The 17,493-nt window shown below is 67.6% G+C and carries 13 protein-coding genes; 12 read left to right on the top strand and 1 reads right to left on the bottom strand.

All coding sequences use genetic code 11. From position 1 onward, the window contains the following. Positions 1–37: 37 nt before the first annotated feature. From VLK31_RS21455 to VLK31_RS21440, 4 genes are read left to right on the top strand one after another with little or no spacing between them, the layout of a single operon-like run. Positions 38–1,633 carry an MFS transporter gene (locus VLK31_RS21455; RefSeq protein WP_409170458.1) on the top strand — a complete coding sequence of 532 codons (1,596 nt, stop codon included), beginning with the start codon at positions 38–40 and terminating at the stop codon, positions 1,631–1,633. A 47-nt stretch (positions 1,634–1,680) separates the two neighbouring features. Then, on the top strand, positions 1,681–1,878 hold the full coding sequence (locus VLK31_RS21450; RefSeq protein ID WP_409170457.1) for a hypothetical protein: 198 nt from the start codon (positions 1,681–1,683) through the stop codon (positions 1,876–1,878). Positions 1,879–1,911: 33 nt separating this feature from the next. After that, positions 1,912–3,042: a chorismate synthase gene (aroC, locus tag VLK31_RS21445; protein ID WP_409170456.1), complete on the top strand. Its 1,131-nt coding sequence runs from the start codon at positions 1,912–1,914 to the stop codon at positions 3,040–3,042. Next, positions 3,042–4,235 carry an MFS transporter gene (locus tag VLK31_RS21440; protein WP_409170455.1) on the top strand — a complete coding sequence of 398 codons (1,194 nt, stop codon included), beginning with the start codon at positions 3,042–3,044 and terminating at the stop codon, positions 4,233–4,235. Before aroC ends, VLK31_RS21440 begins: the two co-directional genes overlap by 1 nt. Before the next feature lie 184 nt (positions 4,236–4,419). Here the strand turns inward: VLK31_RS21440 and VLK31_RS21435 are convergent, their stop codons facing one another. Next, positions 4,420–5,331 (bottom strand): LysR family transcriptional regulator, encoded by a 912-nt coding sequence (locus tag VLK31_RS21435; RefSeq protein WP_409170454.1) that lies wholly within the window; start codon positions 5,329–5,331, stop codon positions 4,420–4,422. 121 nt (positions 5,332–5,452) lie between these two features. Between VLK31_RS21435 and VLK31_RS21430 the strand changes: the two genes are divergently transcribed. The 8 genes from VLK31_RS21430 to VLK31_RS21395 all read left to right on the top strand — a co-directional run bounded on the left by VLK31_RS21430 (position 5,453) and on the right by VLK31_RS21395 (position 17,475). Then, the gene (locus VLK31_RS21430) at positions 5,453–6,424 is read left to right on the top strand and encodes an alpha/beta fold hydrolase (protein WP_409170453.1); all 972 of its coding nucleotides are present in this window, start codon (positions 5,453–5,455) and stop codon (positions 6,422–6,424) included. A 43-nt stretch (positions 6,425–6,467) separates the two neighbouring features. Continuing rightward, the gene (locus VLK31_RS21425) at positions 6,468–7,259 is read left to right on the top strand and encodes an SDR family NAD(P)-dependent oxidoreductase (protein WP_409170452.1); all 792 of its coding nucleotides are present in this window, start codon (positions 6,468–6,470) and stop codon (positions 7,257–7,259) included. A 399-nt stretch (positions 7,260–7,658) separates the two neighbouring features. Continuing rightward, positions 7,659–10,820: a type VI secretion system tip protein TssI/VgrG gene (gene tssI, locus VLK31_RS21420; protein ID WP_409170451.1), complete on the top strand. Its 3,162-nt coding sequence runs from the start codon at positions 7,659–7,661 to the stop codon at positions 10,818–10,820. A gap of 18 nt (positions 10,821–10,838) precedes the next feature. Beyond that, positions 10,839–11,186, top strand: a complete 348-nt coding sequence (locus tag VLK31_RS21415; RefSeq protein WP_409170450.1) for a hypothetical protein — start codon at positions 10,839–10,841, stop codon at positions 11,184–11,186. 99 nt (positions 11,187–11,285) lie between these two features. Next, the gene (locus tag VLK31_RS21410) at positions 11,286–16,073 is read left to right on the top strand and encodes an RHS repeat-associated core domain-containing protein (RefSeq protein WP_409170449.1); all 4,788 of its coding nucleotides are present in this window, start codon (positions 11,286–11,288) and stop codon (positions 16,071–16,073) included. Next, entirely contained in the window at positions 16,070–16,558 is a 489-nt protein-coding gene (locus tag VLK31_RS21405) for a hypothetical protein (RefSeq protein ID WP_409170448.1), read from the top strand. Before VLK31_RS21410 ends, VLK31_RS21405 begins: the two co-directional genes overlap by 4 nt. Next, a complete protein-coding gene (locus VLK31_RS21400) occupies positions 16,555–17,049 on the top strand; it encodes a pentapeptide repeat-containing protein (protein WP_409170447.1) in 495 nt (164 codons plus the stop codon). Before VLK31_RS21405 ends, VLK31_RS21400 begins: the two co-directional genes overlap by 4 nt. A gap of 21 nt (positions 17,050–17,070) precedes the next feature. Next, entirely contained in the window at positions 17,071–17,475 is a 405-nt protein-coding gene (locus VLK31_RS21395; RefSeq protein WP_409170446.1) for a hypothetical protein, read from the top strand. Positions 17,476–17,493: the final 18 nt, after the last annotated feature.

The raw sequence follows: 17,493 nt of genomic DNA, 5'->3' as shown, positions 1-17,493 counted from the left end.
GCTTCGACGACCGCGCGCGTCCTCTCTTGCCCGTGACATGCCCATCCCTCCGAACGCAGCCCCCGACCCCTCCACCGCGCCCTCAACCGCCCGCGCCACCGCACGCGAATGGACCGGCCTGGCCGTCATCGCCTTGCCGTGCATGCTCTATTCGATGGACCTCACGGTGCTGAACCTGGCAATTCCGTCGATCAGCGAAGACCTCAAGCCCACCGCCTCGCAGCTCCTGTGGATCGTCGACATCTACGGCTTCTTCGTGGCCGGCCTGCTCGTCACCATGGGCACGCTGGGCGACCGCATCGGCCGACGGCGGCTGCTGCTGATTGGCGCGGCCGCGTTCGGCGTGGCCTCCGTGCTGGCCGCGTTCTCCACCAGCGCCAACATGCTCATCGCCACGCGCGCACTGCTCGGCGTGGCGGGCGCGACCCTGGCACCGTCCACGCTCTCGCTCATTCGAAACATGTTCCTCGACCCGGCCCAGCGCACGGTCGCGATCGGCGTGTGGATCTCGAGCTACTCCGCCGGCGCCGTCATCGGCCCCGTGGTGGGCGGCGTGCTGCTGCAGTACTTTGCGTGGGGCTCGGTGTTTTTGATCGGCGTGCCCGTGATGGTGCTGCTGCTGGTGCTCGGCCCCCTGTTGCTGCCCGAATACCGCGACCCCGACGCCGCCCGGCTCGACCTGGCCAGCGCCGCGCTCTCGCTGGCCGCCGTGTTGGCCGCAATCTACGGCGTGAAGCAGATCGCGGAGCACGGCCTGCACGCCGTGCCTGTGCTGTCGATCGTGCTGGGGCTCGTGCTCGGCACGGTGTTCGTGCGCCGGCAGAAGCGGCTGGCTCATCCGATGATCGACCTGGAGCTGTTCAGCCTGCCGGCCTTCAGCGTGTCGCTGGGCGCCTACATGCTGGCCTGCTTCGTGATGTTCGGCATCTTTCTGTACAACGCGCAGTACCTGCAACTGGTGCTGGGCCTGTCGCCGCTGCAAGCAGGCCTGTGGAGCATGCCGGGCGCGGGCGGCTTCATCGTCGGCTCGATGGTGGTGTCGGCGCTGTCGCGGCGCGTGCGCCCGGCCTTTGTGATGGGCGGCGGGCTTGCGGTGGCGGCGCTGGGCTTCGGCATGCTCGTCGTGCTGCCGGCGCAGGGCGGGCTGGCGTGGATGGTGGCGAGCGCGGTCGTCTCATCGCTCGGCCTGGCGCCGGTGTTCACCCTGGCGACCGACCTGGTGGTGGGCAGCGCCCCACCGGAGCGCGCGGGCGTGGCGTCGGCCATCTCGGAGACCAGCTCCGAATTTGGCGGCGCGCTGGGCATTGCGATCCTGGGGAGCATCGGCGCGGCCATCTACCGCGCGAGCATGGCCGATGCCGTGCCGCCGGGCCTGGGCGCCTTGGTGGGGCCGGCCGAAGTCGAGGCGGCACGCAGCACCCTGGGCGGCGCGGTAGCGCTTGCGCACCAACTGGCGGGCAGCGAGGGCGCAGCCTTGCTCGACGCGGGCCGCGCGGCCTTGCTGCACGGCCTGCGCCTGACGGCCGGCATCTGCGCGGCCGTGTTGCTGTTGGTGGGCGTGCTGGTGGCGGCGCGGTTGCGCGGTGTCGGGGCCCCTGAAAACCCCCATGCCGGCGCATTGCCGCAGCGCTGACGAAACCCCATACTGACGCCTCCACGACGCGTTTCACCGGAGCCCCCATGAGCAACGAACTGCGCAAGAAGCTGCACGACCTGGCCGAACTCTGCGAGAACGCCCCCGACCCGCAAACCAAAGCCATCATCGAGGCGATCCGGCTGCAGACCGCGATACTGAACGAGCGGCTGTTCTCCATCGAGCTGCAGGTGGGTGCCCTGACCAAGCGCCTGGAAAACACCTCCGAAAGCTCGACCCACTGAGGGGGCCGCCGCTTTGTGGGGATAATCCCCGCCATGAGCGGCAACACCTTCGGAACACTCTTCGCGGTCACCAATTTCGGCGAGTCCCATGGCCCGGCCATTGGCTGCGTCATTGACGGTTGCCCCCCCGGCATGGCACTGAGCGAGGCCGACATTCAAGGCGACCTCGACCGCCGCCGCCCCGGCACCAGCCGCCACGTCACCCAGCGCCAGGAGGCCGATGCGGTGCAAATTCTGTCTGGCGTGTACCAGGGCAAGACCACCGGCACCCCCATCGCCCTGCTGATCCAGAACACCGACCAGCGCAGCAAAGATTACGGTCAGATCGCCGAGCAGTTCCGCCCCGGCCACGCCGACTTCACCTACTTCAAGAAATACGGCATTCGCGACCCGCGCGGCGGCGGTCGCTCGTCGGCCCGGCTCACCGCGCCCATGGTCGCGGCCGGCGCGGTCGCCAAGAAGTGGCTGGCCGAAAAGTACGGCATGGTGTTTCGCGGCTGCATGACGCAGATCGGCGACATCGGCATTCCGTTCGAGAGCTGGGAGCACGTGCCCGCCAACCCCTTCTTCGCCCCCATGGCCGACGTCAGCGCGCTGGAGAACTACATGGACCGCCTGCGCAAGGCGGGTGATTCGTGCGGCGCGCGCATCCGCGTCACCGCGACCAATGTGCCCGTAGGCCTGGGCGAGCCGCTGTTCGACAAGCTCGACGCCGAAATCGCCTACGCCATGATGGGCATCAACGCGGTGAAGGCGGTGGAAATTGGCGCCGGCTTCGACAGCGTCACCCAGCGCGGCACCACGCACGGCGACTCCATCACGCCCACAGGTTTCGCCAGCAACAACGCCGGCGGCATTCTGGGCGGCATCAGTTCGGGGCAAGACCTAGAAGTGAGCATCGCCGTCAAGCCGACCAGCTCCATCATCAGCCCGCGCCAGTCCATCGACATTCACAACAACCCCGTCGAAGTCGTCACCAAGGGCCGCCACGACCCCTGCGTGGGCATTCGCGCGACGCCCATCGCCGAGGCCATGCTGGCGCTGGTGGTCATGGAGCATGTGCTGCGCAACCGCGCGCAGTGCGGTGACGTGCACGAGCGCGAGGCCAACATGGCCGCGGCCGAACGCACCGAAGCCACGTCGCCCCAGGCGTCCTTTCTGTAGTGCCGTCGCCGGCACCCGTGGCCGCCGGGCGCGGCCACCTGCTGGCGTTTGCGGGCCTGTCGGCCAGCTATTTCGCGCACATCGGGTTCTTCAACCCCTACCTGCCGCTGTGGCTCAAGGACCTGGGGCTGCCGATCTTCACCATCAGCCTGCTGGCCTCGGTGCAGTCGATCACGCGGGTGTTCGCGCCCTATGCCTGGGGCGCGCTCAGCGACCACACCGGCCAGCGCGTGAAGCTGCTGCGCTTCAGCGCGGCGGTGGCGCTGGCAAGCTCCTTCGGGCTGTGGTGGCACGGCGGGGCGTGGTGGCTCGCGCTGGTGCTGCTGGTCATGTTCACCCACACCAGCTCGATGATGTCGCTCACCGAGGCCGCCATGGCGCAACTGGTGGCCGGCGACTGGGGCCGCTATGGGCGCATTCGGCTGTGCGGCTCGGCGGGTTTCTTGCTCACCGTGTTCGTGGCGGGCGAGTGGTTCGAGCGCTTCGGCATGAAGCACTTTCCGGCCTGGGCCGCGGGCACGCTGGCCATCGTGCTCATCGCGACGATGAAGCTGCCCGACGTGCGCGAGCCGCCCGCGGCGCACGGCAGCGTGAAGGAGCCCATCGGCCCGGTGCTGCGCATTCCGGCGGTGCGGTGGTTCTTTGCGGCGCTGTTCTTTCAGGTGATGTCGCACTTCTCGGTGTACGCGTTCTTCTCGCTGTACCTGGATTCGATCGGCTACAGCAAGAGCACCATCGGCCTGCTGTGGGCGTTGTCGGTGGTGGCCGAGATCGTGTGGTTCTTCTTGCAGGGCCGCCTCATCGGCCTGATGCCGATGCCGCGCTGGATGCTGGTGTGCGCCATCGCGGCCGTGGCGCGGCTGGCGCTGACCGCGGGGCTCGGCGGCTGGATTGCGGCGCTCGTCGTTGCGCAGTGGCTGCACGCGCTGAGCTTTGCGGCGCACCACACCACTTGCATCGCAATGGTGTCGCGGCGTTTTCCGGGGCACCTGCGCGGGCGTGGGCAGGCGCTGTTCACGGTGATCGGCTATGGCTTTGGCGGCGTGCTGGGGGTGTTGCTGGGCGGGGCGGTGGCGCAGGGCTTCGGGTACAGCACGATGTTCGGCGCGGCGGCGCTGCTGGCGGTGGCGGGGAGCGTGTGCGCGTGGCGGGCGATGCGGCTGGAGCCGATGGGGCGTAGCGCCAGAGCTTGACGGTCACGCCTACCCCACCCATGCTCTTCGCCAGCCTGCGCGAGGTGCAGTGGGAGGTGGTGCCGGAGCAGCCCGGCAGCCGTACGGTCCAGACCGACTGGTCGGGCGAGGTGATTGCCGATCGCTGGGTGCAGGTGGCCAGCGTGAACGACCCGGTGTCGCACGACACCACCGTGTATGTGGCTCACGGCGCGCAAGGCGGGCTGACGTTTTCCTGCAGGGCATCCACCAGAAAATCGACCATCACGCGCACCTTGGCGCTGAGGTGGCGACGACTTGCGTAGATCGCCAGGATGTCGATGGCAGGCATGCGGTAGGCGGGCATGACCTCGACCAGTCGGCCCGCGCGCACATCCTCGCCAATCACAAAGCTCGGCTGCCAGATCACACCGGCGCCGGCAATGGCCGCCGCGCGGGCGGTGTTGCCGTTGTTGGCGCGTATCGCCCAGCGAACCCGTACCGATTCCAGCGTGCCGCCAGGGCCGGCAAACTGCCACTCGTCGGAAGTCGCGCCGTAGGTGTAGCCCAGGCACAGGTGCCGCGAAAGGTCTGCCGGAACCTGCGGCATGCCATGGGCAGCAAGGTAGTCGGGCGAGGCGCAGACCAGGTTTTCCGAGCAGCCCAGCCGACGGGCAATGTGGTTGCCCGACATGGTGCGCGAGATGCGAATGGCCAGGTCGTAGCCCTCCTCGACGATGTCGACCACGCGGTCGATGAGCGCGATGTCGAGCTCGACGTCGGGGTACTTCGCCATGAACTTCGGCCACAGGGGCGCCAGCACGATGCTGCCGAAACTCAGCGGCGCATTGATGCGCAGGCGCCCGCGCGGCTGCATCGACGCGGTGGTCGCCAGCGCCTCGGTTTCCGCCACCTCTTCAAGAATCGACTTGGCCCGGTCGAACAATGCCTCGCCGCCTTCGGTGAGCGACAGGCGGCGTGACGTGCGGTTGATGAGCCGCGTGCGCAAGTGGGCCTCCAGCTCGTTGACGTAGCGCGTCACGTTGGCCGGGGAGGTGTCCAGCGCGTCGGCGGCCTTGGTGAAGCTGCCGCGCGCGACCACGGTGACGAACACCTCGTAAGCACGCAATCGGTCCATAAGCGTCGGCTCCAATCATTCATGAAAGCTGAATGAGTAAACCACTTTTGGGGCCTTTATGGAAGTGAAGCTGAATCATAAATTCACGTCACCCCAGCAACCCACCTCAAAGGAACTCACCATGAACGACACCCCATCGAGCCTCGGCTCTACCTCCACGCCCAGCCCGACCCGCCGCGCGCTGATTGCCGGCGCAGCCGCATTCGGCGCCGCCATGGCCATCGCCCCCACGGCACACGCCGCCCCTGCCGCAGACGCGGTACGCGGCTTCCGTGCGGGCAGCGCGCAGGTCAACGGCACCCGCATCAACTACCGCATCGGCGGCAGCGGCCCGGCCATCGTGCTGCTGCACGGCTACGCCGAAACCGGGCACATGTGGAACCCGCTGATGCCGCTGCTGGCCAAGACGCACACCGTGCTCGTGCCCGACCTGCGCGGCGCCGGCGATTCGTCGAAGCCCGAAACGGGTTACGGCAAGAAGAACATGGCCGTCGACATCCACGAGCTGGTGCGCTCGCTGGGCATCCGCAGCGTGAGCATCGTCGGGCACGACATCGGCCTGATGGTGGCCTACGCCTATGCCGCCCAGTTCCCTGCGGAGACCGACAAGGTGGTGCTCATGGACGCGTTCCTGCCCGGCATCGGCGACTGGCAGCACGTCTGGCTTTTGCGCGACCTCTGGCATTTCCATTTCCACGGCGCCACGCCGCTGGCGCTGGTGAGCGGGCGCGAGCGCATCTATTTCGAGCATTTCTGGAACGACTTTGCTGCCGACCCCAAGCACTCGGTGCCCGAAGCCGATCGCCGCTTCTACGCCCGGGCCTACGCGCAACCCGGCGGCATGCGTGCCGGGTTCGAATACTTCAAGGCCTTCGAGCAGGACGCCGCCGAGTTCGCCGAACTGGGCAAGACGCAGCTGCCCATGCCGATGCTGGTGCTCTCCGGTGAAAAGGCCGGCGGGACATTCCTCATCGAGCAAGGCAAGATGGTTGCGACCAACGTGCAGGGCGTGATCGTCAAAGGCTCCGGCCACTGGCTGATGGAAGAAGCGCCAGACCAGGTCATTCCGGCATTGGTCGGCTTCCTGGGCTAACGGCAAACAGACCTCAGTGTTCAACCTACCAAGGAGATTCGACATGGACCTTCAACTCAACGGCAAGCTCGCACTGGTGAGCGGCAGCACGGCCGGCATCGGCTACGCCATTGCGCACACGCTGGCACAAGAGGGCGCGAGCGTCATCGTCAACGGCCGGTCGCAGGCGTCGGTCGACGAGGCGGTGGACCGCATTCGCGCCGAGACGCACGGCACGGTTGTCGGCTATGCGGGAGACCTCAGCCGGGCCGACGCCGCCGAAGAGGCAGTGCGTCGTCACCCCGGCATCGCCATCCTGGTCAACAACCTGGGCATCTTCGAGGCCAAGGCTTTCGAAGACATTCCCGATGAAGACTGGCAGCGCTTCTTCGACGTGAACGTGCTGAGCGGCGTGCGCCTTGCACGCCTGGTGCTGCCCGAGATGCGGCGAGCGAACTGGGGACGGATCATCTTCATTTCGAGCGAGAGCGGGGTGCAGATACCGACCGAGATGATTCACTACGGCGTGACGAAGACCGCGCAGCTTGCGGTGTCGCGCGGGCTGGCGGAATCGGTCGCCGGCACGAACATCACGGTGAACAGCGTGCTTCCGGGCCCGACGAAATCGCGTGGCGTCGGGGACTTTGTGGAAGGCCTCGCGCGGTCGAGCGACAAGAGCTTCGAGCAGGTAGAGGCGGAGTTCTTTGAACACGTGCGCCCGACATCGCTGATCAAGCGCTTTGCTTCGCCGCAGGAAGTGGCGTCGCTGGTGGCCTACGTGGCAAGCCCGCTCGCTTCAGCGACCACGGGCGCAGCACTTCGAGTGGATGGCGGTGTTGTCAAAAGCGCGTTCTGACGCCGCGCGATGAGCGGGCTGCGCCGCTGTCGCCGGAATTTCCGACGCGGCAACGTCGGCTGCGGTGAGCACCATGGCCGTCTTTCGATTCGCATGCCTGCAACAGGGGCCATCAGCCTGGATCAGGCCTGTGCGGCAATTCACCACCATGTCTATCGCCTGCACCCCTGCAGCCCCCTATTGCCAATTCCCAATTAGCGAGAACTTTCTTATTCCTTAAATAATTAACCCCCATTGCCATCGTTTCTCAAGACAAATCAACATTTAAAATAATTGTCAAAACAAGCAATGGGAGGTGGGCATGAAGCTCAATTTGCAAACCATATTCGTATTGATTCAATTCGAATTAATCGATTCGCCTTATAGCCAACACAGCCAACCCATAGCGCGGCAGCGGCAATGAACCGCCGCGTCACCATCGAAACGCCCCTTGGCGAGGCGTTGCAACTGCGCCAGCTCGTGGGCCGCGAGGCGCTCAGCCAGCTGTATGCGTTCGACATCGATCTGCTGGGCAACAGCAACGCGCTCGACCCCAAGGCGCTGCTGGGCAAGCCGGCCACGGTCACGGTGCAGACCGAGGGCGGCGTGCGCTACCTGGGCGGCATCGCCACGCGCTTCGGGCTGCAGCAGGAAGACGCGCGCCATTCGTTCTACCGCCTGCGCCTGCGCCCCTGGCTGTGGCTGGCCACGCGGCGCAGCGACTTCCGCATCTTTCAGGGCAAAAGCGTGCCGGACATCGTCATGCAGGTGCTGGGCGTGTACGGCCACCCCATCGAGAAGAAGCTCACGCGCGGCGACTACCGCGTGTGGGACTACTGCGTGCAGTACCACGAGAGCGACTTCGCCTTTGTCTCGCGGCTGTGCGAGCTCGAGGGCATTTATTACCACTTTCGCCATGAGCAGTCGCAGCACGTGCTGGTGCTGGCCGACGACATCGCCGGCTCGCACGGCCCGCTGCCCGGCGGCGAAGAGGTGCGCTACCACCCGCTCGAAAAGTCCGGCATGGCCGGCGGCCCGGGCCAGCGCGAGCGCATCTACGCATGGGAAATTTCCGAAGAAGTGCGCCCCGGCCACCACTTCAACGACGACTACGACTTTCAGAAACCCAAGGCCGAGCTCTCGCACCTGCGCCAGATGCCCCCGGGGCACGACAACGACAGCCACGAGCAGTACGAATGGCCCGGCGGCTTCACCCAGCACGCCGACGGCGAAACCTACGCACGCATCCGCAACGAGGAGCAACTGAGCCAGCGCAACCGCGTGACCGGCCGCTCCAACCTGCGCGAGCTGGCCACCGGCCACACGCTGCGCCTCACCGGCCACCCCAAGGCCGACCAGAACCAGCAGTACCTGCTGCTGGGCGTGAGCTACCACCTGCAGGAGACCCTGCAGGCCAGCGAAGGCGCGCAGGGCGCCGAAGGCTCGGTGCAGCGCTTTGCGTTCGACGCGCAGCCCACCAGCTACCCCTGGCGCCCCGCGCGCACCACGCCCAAGCCGCGCACGCGCGGGCCGCAGACCGCGATGGTGGTGGGTCCGGCGGGCGAGCAGATCTGGACCGACCCCTACGGCCGCATCAAGGTGCAGTTCCACTGGGACCGCCTGGGGCAGGAGAACGAAAACTCCAGCTGCTGGGTGCGCGTGTCCACCGCGTGGGGCGGCGCCACCTTCGGCATGACGTCGGTGCCGCGCATCGGCATGGAGGTGATCGTCGACTTTCTGAACGGCGACCCTGACTACCCCATCGTCACCGGCTGCGTGCACAACGCCGACACCATGCCCGCATGGCAGCTGCCGGAGCAAAAGCACCTGTCGGGCATCCGCAGCCGCGAGCTGGGCGGCGGGCGCGGCAACCACCTGGTGCTGGACGACACGCAGGGCAAGATCCAGGCGCAACTGCGCAGCGACCACCAGGCCAGCCAGCTGAGCGTGGGCCACATCGGGCGCATCGAAGACACGGCCGGGCGCAAGGAGCCGCGCGGCCAGGGCTTCGAGCTGCGCACCGACGGCCACGGCGTGCTGCGCGCGGCCAAGGGCCTGCTGCTGAGCACCGAGCCGCGCCCCAACGCGCAGGCCCACATCACCGACATGGGCGAGACCGTGGGCCGCCTCACGCAGGCGCGCGACCTGCACGAAGGCCTGAGCGAAGTGGCGCTGGGCGCGCAGGCGCACGACGCCGGCGACCAGAACGAAGTCACGGCGGTCCTGAAGGAGCAGAACGACGCCATCAAGGGCCAGGGCGGCAACCGCGAGCAGGGCGAGTTCCCTGAACTGCAGGAGCCGCACCTCACGCTGGCCAGTGCCCGCGGCCTTCAGACCGTGGCGCAGGGCTCCACCCATGTGGTGAGCAACGAGCACACCGCGCTCACCAGCGGCGGCCACACCAGCGTGAGCGCGGGCAAGAGCCTGCTGGTGAGCGTGCAGAGCGCCATTCGTCTGTTTGCCGCCAAGGCCGGCATGCGGCTGGTGGCGGCCAGCGCAGACATCGACATCAAGGCGCTGAAGGACAGCGTGAACGTGCTGGCCAAGCTCAACATCACGCAGACGGCCAACAAGATCACCATCAGCGCCAAAGAGGAGGTGGTGATCAACGGCGGCTCCAGCTTCAGCCGCTGGAGCTCCGGCGGCATCGAGCACGGCACATCGGGCACCTGGCGCGAGCATGCGGCGGTGCACAGCCTGGTGGGGCCGGCCAGCGAAGGCAAGCCCGCGCTGCCCAACCCGCCGCAGGTGCCCAAGGGCCAGCTCGACCTGTACCACCAGTACATCAAGCCCAGCGGCGAGAAACACCACGGCGTGGCGCAGGGCGACTTCACGGTGGTCGATGCCGAAGGCGGCTCGCACGCCGGCACGCTGGACCGCAACGGCTTTGCCACGGTGTCGGGCCTGCCCATCGGCACCGCGAAGGTGACATTCGGCAAGGACCCGCGCGACCCGTGGGAAGAGGGCAGCTATTTCGGCACGCCGAAGGATTGGAAGGGCAAGAGCGCTGGTGCCGGTGCGGGTGGCGAGGCGGGGGGCGGGGTGTCGGGGTTTGCTTCGGGCGCTGCGGGTGGAGCCGCTGGAGCGGCTGGAGCGGCTGGTGCAGGCGGCTTGGCCAGCATGTCCGGCATCGCGAACATGGCCGGCGTGGCCGGTTCGGCCGGCGGTGCCGCGGGTGCGCTGGCCGGTGTCGCGGGCATGGGCAGCAAGGCCGCGGGTGCGCTGGGCCAGGTGACGCAGGCGGCCGGCATGGCGCAGCAGGCGGTGAGCGCCGCGCAGGCCGTTCAGCAAGGCGGCGCGAAGGCGCTGCTAGGGCAGGCCGGCCAGGCCGCGACCGGCATGGCGATGCAGGCGGCCGGCGCCAGACTGGGCCCGATGGGGCCGGCCGCGGTCAACGTGGCGGGCAACGCGATGACAGGCGGGATGGGAGGTGCCGTGAGCGGCGCGATGAATGGCGCAATGAACGGTGCCATGAACGGTGCCATGAACGGCGCCGCGAACTCCGTCAATGGCGCCATGGGCGGCGCCACCGCAGCCGCCATGCCCGCGCCGAGCGGACGCACGCCGGGCTTCATGGGTTGATGGGCGGAATCCAGCCGCATGAACCTCGATGCCTCTGCCGCGCCGATCTTCGAAGTCGACTCGCCAGACCAACTGCTGCTCCACGCACCGGTGGTCGTTGCCTTGAGCAACGCGTTCAAGCTGTTCGCCCAAACCGGGCAGGAGCTGAAGAATTTCAACGTCCGCATCGCCGAGCGGAAGCAGGAAAACGGCGAAGAGGAAAACGGCGAAGACGAGAACGGGGCACACACCATCGGCATTGCGTTCTCGGCCAAGCTGCCCCCGGGACAAAAGGGCATCGGCAATGCCAGCAAGCTGGGGCGATCGGTGCTGTACATCGCCTCCAGAACATCGGGCGAAATTCTCAGGGAACAGGGGAGCCGTTGACGCGTCGACCAGAGCCCCTTCCAGTTCTCGGGCAGCCCCTTCGCGCACCTCGCGTTCCGGTGCGCCCACATCAATCGAAGCCGACGGAGAAATAAAAAAATGCCAGGGACGGAAGACGCCAAGGCGCCAACGCAGCGCCCACCCCAGACCGCGGTCGCACCGCTGAACACCATCGTCGCCGACGACATCGCGGCGTCCAGCAAGGCGGTGGACGACTGGCTGCGCTCCTTCAGCGGCGGCTACGTCACGCTGGAGCGGCTCACCATGGTGCTGGGGAGCATTCCCATCGTCGGCAACATCATGGCGCTGGTCGACGTGTTTCTGGACATCATCAACATCGTCGAGAAAAAAGCCAAGGACGGCATCGACGAATTTCTGCTGTGGGTGAGCCTGGGCATCAACCTCATCGGGCTGATTCCGTTGCCGCCCTCCATGGCCGCCGCGCGCATGAGCCTGCGGCCCACGCTGCACCTGGTGAAGCAAGAGCTGAAGACCGCCGCCTCCAACCTGGGTGAAGCCATCGTCACCGCTTTGGTAGGCCACCTGAACGCCACCATCATGGGCGAGCTCGACAAGTTCATCGACGGCGCCATCGCCAAGCTGGACGACATGCTCAAGGCCTGCGCCAAGCTCGCCGACAGCGTGGTCGACAACCTCATCGACGTGCTGCGCCGCGTGCTCGGCCAGAAAGACCTGTTCACCGTCGGCACGCCGCCCACGCCGGAGACCAAGGTGCACGACCCCAAGACGCAGAGCACCTGGAGCCGCATGTGGGGCAGCGCGGTGCGCTACACCAAGCAGTCCGCCAACTACGTGGCCAAGGCGGCGGCCCACCAGTTGCCCGACGGCGTGGCGGCGCGGGTCAACGGCGTCATCACGCGCATGCTGGACTTCAAGGTCGTCTTCAGGCGCCAGCTCGGCAAGCTGGCCGACCGCGAGGCGCAGGCCAGCATCATGTGGCTGCTGCACAAGCTGCTGGCGGCCATTCAGCGCAAGAAGGGCCAGCGCTCGGCCATCGTGCCGCCGAGCCACGGCGCGGTGGCCGACAAGGACCGCCCCGGCGCGCAACTGGGCCACATCAGCAAGCAGGCCCCTGCCCGCAACGACCCGGGCTGCCGCAACAAGCCGGCGCGCGCGGGCGTGGGCGGCTCCATCAGCCTGGCGACCGGCTGCGAAAGCTTTGTGCACACCGACTTCGTGCTGGGCGCACCGCTGCCCATCGCATGGCAGCGCGTGTACCGCAGCCAGCTGAGCGTCTACGACCGCGGCGTGCTCGGCGCGCGCTGGACTACGGCCTTCACCACGCGGCTGGACATCACCGCGCAGGGCCGGCTCGTCTACCACGGCGCCGACGGCCGCAGCCACACCTACCCGGCGCTGGCCGTCGGGCAGGTGCACCGCGACGCGGTGGAAGACATCACGCTGAGCCTGCTCGGCGACACGCTGCTGGCGCTGGACTTCGGCCTGCAAGGCGAATGGCGCGAACTGTATGAGCGCGTGGAAAGCCCGCAGCCGCACTTCAGGCTGGTGGCGCAACAGGCGCAAGACGGCAAGTCCATCGGCCTGCGCTACGACCACTTCATCGCTGCCACGGGCGAGCATGTGCTGAGCGACATCGTCAGCAAGCAGGGCGACGCGGTGATGGCGCACGTCGGCACCTTGCCCGATGCGCAGACCGGTCTCATCCAGTCGCTGTGGGAAATCAAGGATGGCCAGGTCGTTCGCCAACTGGCCGCCTACACGCACGACGCGCAATGCGACCTCGTGGCCGCGCAGGACGAAGACGGCGCGAGCTGGGCCTACACCTGCGCAAACCATTTGGTCACCCGCTACACCGACCGCACAGGCCGCGGCATGAACCTGGCCTATGACGGCACCGGCGCCAATGCCAAGGCCGTGCGCGAGTGGACCGACGACGGCAGCTTCGCGCTCACGCTGGAGTGGGACGCGAACATTCGCCTCACCTACGTGACCGATGCCTTGGGCGGCGAGACCTGGCACTACTACGACATCGACGGCTACACCTACCGCGTGATCCACGCTGACGGGCTGCAGGAGTGGTTCTTTCGCGATGACGAAAAAAACGTCACCCGTCACATTCACACCGACGGCAGCACCGACGACTGCACCTACGACCAAGACGGAAACCTGCAGACCCACACCCGCGCGGACGGCAGCCGCGTGCATTACGCGTACGACACGCAGAACCGGCTCACCGGCATTCGCGACGGCGAAGGCGGCATGTGGAAGCGTGACTACGACGCGCAAGGCCACCTGACAGAGCAGACCGACCCGCTCGGCCACAAGACCGAATACGCCTACGACAAGGCCGGCCGGCCCGAGCGCATCACCGATGCCAAGGGCGGCACGCGCCGCATGAGCTACACGCCCGACAGCCGCCTGGCGAGCCTGACCGACTGCTCGGGCAAAACGCGCCGCTGGGCGTACGACAGCCGCGGCCGCATGGTCGCCGCCATCGACGCGGCGGGCAACGCCACGCGCTACCGCTACACGCCGTCGGGCGAAGGCGCGGCACGCAACGCACAGGGCAACGCACAGGGCAACGCCCCGGGCCGGCTCGAAGAAATAACGTCGCCCGACGGCACGCGCGAACATCTCGTGCACGACGCCGAAAGCCGCGTGCTGGCGCACACCGACCCGCTGGGGCGCGCCACGCGCTACAGCTACACGCGCGCCGGCCTGGTAGCGGGCCGCACCGACGCCGCCGGCCGCTCGCTCAAGTACCACTGGGACCTGCTGGGCCGCCTGACCGAACTGCACAACGAGAACGGCAGCCGCTACAACTTTGCCTACGACCCCGTCGGCCGGTTGCTCGAAGAAACCGGCTTCGACCGCAAGACCACGCAGTACCGGCGCGAAGAGAGCACCGGCCGGCTGGTCGAAGTGATCGAGAGAAAGAGTGAGAGCAACAACGAAGGCGAAGCCGCACGCGTCACCCACTTCGAATTCGACGCCATGGGCCGCCTGGTGTCGCGCCGCGTCGGCGAGCAGGCCGAGCGCTTCGCCTTCGACGCCAACGGCCGAATGATCGAAGCCGCGAACGGCGATGCCCGCCTGCAGTGGTTCCACGACGCGGCCGGCAACCTCACGCGCGAGCATCAGCACTGCCTGGAGAGCGGGCGCACGGCCGTCTGGCAGCACCGCTACGACGCGCTCAACCATCGCATCGCCACCGTGCGGCCCGACGGCCACGTCACCCAGTGGCTGACCTACGGCTCCGGCCACGTGCACGGCCTCTTGCTCGACGGCCAGGACATCCTGGGCTTCGAGCGCGACGACCTGCACCGCGAAGTGCTGCGCGAACAAGGCAACGGCCTGAGCCAGCGCCTGCGCTACGACAGCGTGGGCCGCAGGCTGGAGCAGCAGATCGCGCAGACCCAGCCGAGCGCCATCGAAACGCTGGACCTGCACCGCACCTACAGCTACGACAAGTCGGGCCAGCTGGTGGCCATCGGCGACAGCCGGCACGGCAACACCGGCTACCGCTACGACCCAGTGGGCCGCCTGGTGGAGGCCACCGGCCGCTACGGCCGCGAGCTGTTCGCCTTCGATCCGGCGGGCAACATCGATGGCACCGCCGGGCCTGCGCATGCGGCATCGAATGCGTCGGCAGCATCGGCAACATCGGCCGCCACGTCGCGGCTGCTCGACAACCTGCTCAAGTCGTACGCAGCCATCCGCTACCGCTACGACGCGCACGGCAACATGGTGGCGCGCACGCGCGGCGGCCGCACCACCACCTTCACCTGGGACGGCTTCGACCGCATGACCGCCGCCGTGGAAGAAGACGGCAACGCGACCACCTTCCGCTACGACCCGTTGGGCCGGCGCATCGCCAAGCGCTCGCACGACCGCATCACCCGCTTCAGCTGGGACGGCGACATGCTCGCCTTCGAAAGCACGCAGAGCGTGGCCGGCGAGCAAGAGAACGAAGGCTGCGGCGCCAGCGTGCACTACATCCACGAGCCCGGCAGCTTCGCGCCGCTGGTGCAGGTGCGCCGCGCCCAGGCCGTCGTGCTGGCGCGCACGCCCGACGTGCAGGCCCTCATGGCCGACAACGGCGGCGCCTACGACATCGAACTCGATCCGCTGTGGAACGGCGAACAGCAGCCCGCGCCGCAGGCCTTTGCGCGCGACGAAATCGCCTTCTACCAATGCGACCACCTGGGCACGCCGCAGGCCCTTACCGATCACCAAGGGCGCCTGGCCTGGTCCGCGCAGTACAAGGCCTGGGGCGAGGCGCGCGAGGCCATTGCCGAGGCCGGGCGGCGCGCGGGCTTTGCCAACCCCATCCGCTTTCAGGGGCAGTACTTCGACGCCGAAACCGGCCTGCACTACAACCGGCACCGCTACTACGACCCCGCCAGCGGGCGCTATGTGTCGCGCGATCCGCTGGGGCTGGCGGGCGGGCTCAACCTGCATGTGTACGTGGGCAACAACCCGGTGCGCGGCATCGATCCGCTGGGGTTGGCCGACATCAACCTGTTTCCGACCAGCGAGGCCATCCACAACTCCGCCGAAAAAATTCCCCGCCCCAAGGGCGCCTTCATGGTGGGCGGGCACGGCAACGAGAACCTCATGGTCGACGGCGCGCACAACCCCATCTCGCCCAAGCAGATGGCCGAGCGCATCAAGGCGCACCCGTCGTACCAGGAGGGCCAGCACGTGGTGCTGCTGTCGTGCAACACCGGCAAGGGCGCCGACCCCTACGCCAAGAAGCTCGCCACCGAACTCAACGCCCCCGTCAGCGGGCCCGACAAGTTTCTGTGGATCTGGCCCAGCGGCGTCAGCAAGCCGGCCGGCATGAAACCCGACGGCACCATGGACACGGCGGACCCCGGCAAATGGCACACCTTTCAACCATGAAGACATTCACTGCTTCAACCCTGCTCCGGCTGCCCGCGCTGCTGGTGCCGCTCGTACTCTTCAACCCCGTCATGGAGGCATTTGCCATGGACAACAGCACCCCCCCTTCGCCGATTTCGGGGGCCTCCAGTTTCCGGCTCTCGCCCGACGAGCGCACCGCGCTCGCGGCCAAGGCCGAAGCCGCAAATGCAGAAGGGGCAGAGGCCGCGTTCCGCCTCGCGCAGTTCCATACCCTGGTCGACTACGACCCCGCCAAGCGCCTGCACTGGCTCGGCATTGCCGCGAAGGGCGGCCATGCGGTTGCGCAGAACAACCTGGCCTACGACTACCTGCACGGCGACCGCAAAGACCTGGCGCAGGCGGTACGGTGGGCGGCTGAGTCGCTGAAGAACGGCAATGCCGCGGCGGCGCAGACGCTGAAGGAAGCAGAGGCCGCGCAAGCCGCTCAGGCCACCAAGGCACCCGGCGGACCCCAGCGCCCGTGAGCTCGCAGATCATCATCCTCGCGCACGACATTTGGCGCAAAGGCGCGGGCGGCGCGCCCGCCGGGCTTGTGGGCCAGGCCGACAGCTTCGCCTACGCGGGGCTGGACCTCGGCCTTGCGCAGTTCGCCGCTACTGCCTTCACCGGCACCAGCTTCACCGCCACCAGCTTCAAGCAGGCGGGCTGGACGGGCTGCCAGTTCACCGGCTGCAGCTTCACGCAGTGCGACTTCGGCGGCATCTCGGTGTCGGGTTGCACCTTCGTCAACTGCAACTTCACGCGCGCCAACTTCGACGGCGGCAGCATCAGCGCCAGCACCTTCACCCAGTGCCACTGGGACGACATCAGCTTCGCGGGCGGACAGTGGAACGACGTGGGCGTGCTGAACTGCGGCGGCACCGTGGTGCATGCGCAGGGGCTGCAGGGGCGCAGTGTCGACTTCACGGGCAGCACCTTCGAACAGCTCGAATTCCAGGGCGCCAACATCAACTGAAGAACAGGAAATTTCATCGCCATGAAAAACATCAATACCGCTTTCGCCACCGCCATCGCCGCCGCCTTTCTGGCGAGCGCCCCGTTCACCGCTGCGCAGGCGCAGACCGCGACCACGCTCACCAAGCTGTACGCCAGCTACGAGAAGCAGGGCCGCCGCGCCGTCGGCATGCCCGAGTACGGCCGGCAGGTGAAGTTCTCGGGCGTGGTGCTGGAAGCATCGGAGTCCATGGACGGCTCGTCGCTGATCCGGGCCGCCGACGTGGGCGGCAACAAGGAGCTCGCGCGACTGACACCGGCCGACGATGCGCAGAACGCAAAGATCGGCGCGATGCGGCGCGGCGCCAAGTTCACCGCCACCTGCGAGGTCGGGTTCGCCATGGGGTCGGTCTACCTGACGATGTCGGACTGCGTGATACAGCCCTGACGTCGACAGCCCTGACGT

Source organism: Variovorax sp. H27-G14 (assembly GCF_046156345.1).
Taxonomy (GTDB): Bacteria; Pseudomonadota; Gammaproteobacteria; order Burkholderiales; family Burkholderiaceae_C; genus Variovorax.
This window is presented reverse-complemented; position numbering and strand designations above follow the sequence as displayed.

Excerpts from the sequence above, each read along its gene's own strand:
- VLK31_RS21405 (WP_409170448.1), top strand. The coding sequence starts at position 16,070 with ATGAAGACATTCACTGCTTCAACCCTGCTCCGGCTGCCCGCGCTGCTG.
- tssI (WP_409170451.1), top strand. The coding sequence starts at position 7,659 with ATGAACCGCCGCGTCACCATCGAAACGCCCCTTGGCGAGGCGTTGCAA.
- VLK31_RS21395 (WP_409170446.1), top strand. The coding sequence starts at position 17,071 with ATGAAAAACATCAATACCGCTTTCGCCACCGCCATCGCCGCCGCCTTT.
- VLK31_RS21415 (WP_409170450.1), top strand. The coding sequence starts at position 10,839 with ATGAACCTCGATGCCTCTGCCGCGCCGATCTTCGAAGTCGACTCGCCA.
- VLK31_RS21430 (WP_409170453.1), top strand. The coding sequence starts at position 5,453 with ATGAACGACACCCCATCGAGCCTCGGCTCTACCTCCACGCCCAGCCCG.
- aroC (WP_409170456.1), top strand. The coding sequence starts at position 1,912 with ATGAGCGGCAACACCTTCGGAACACTCTTCGCGGTCACCAATTTCGGC.
- VLK31_RS21435 (WP_409170454.1), bottom strand. The coding sequence starts at position 5,331 with ATGGACCGATTGCGTGCTTACGAGGTGTTCGTCACCGTGGTCGCGCGC.
- VLK31_RS21425 (WP_409170452.1), top strand. The coding sequence starts at position 6,468 with ATGGACCTTCAACTCAACGGCAAGCTCGCACTGGTGAGCGGCAGCACG.
- VLK31_RS21450 (WP_409170457.1), top strand. The coding sequence starts at position 1,681 with ATGAGCAACGAACTGCGCAAGAAGCTGCACGACCTGGCCGAACTCTGC.
- VLK31_RS21455 (WP_409170458.1), top strand. The coding sequence starts at position 38 with ATGCCCATCCCTCCGAACGCAGCCCCCGACCCCTCCACCGCGCCCTCA.
- VLK31_RS21410 (WP_409170449.1), top strand. The coding sequence starts at position 11,286 with ATGCCAGGGACGGAAGACGCCAAGGCGCCAACGCAGCGCCCACCCCAG.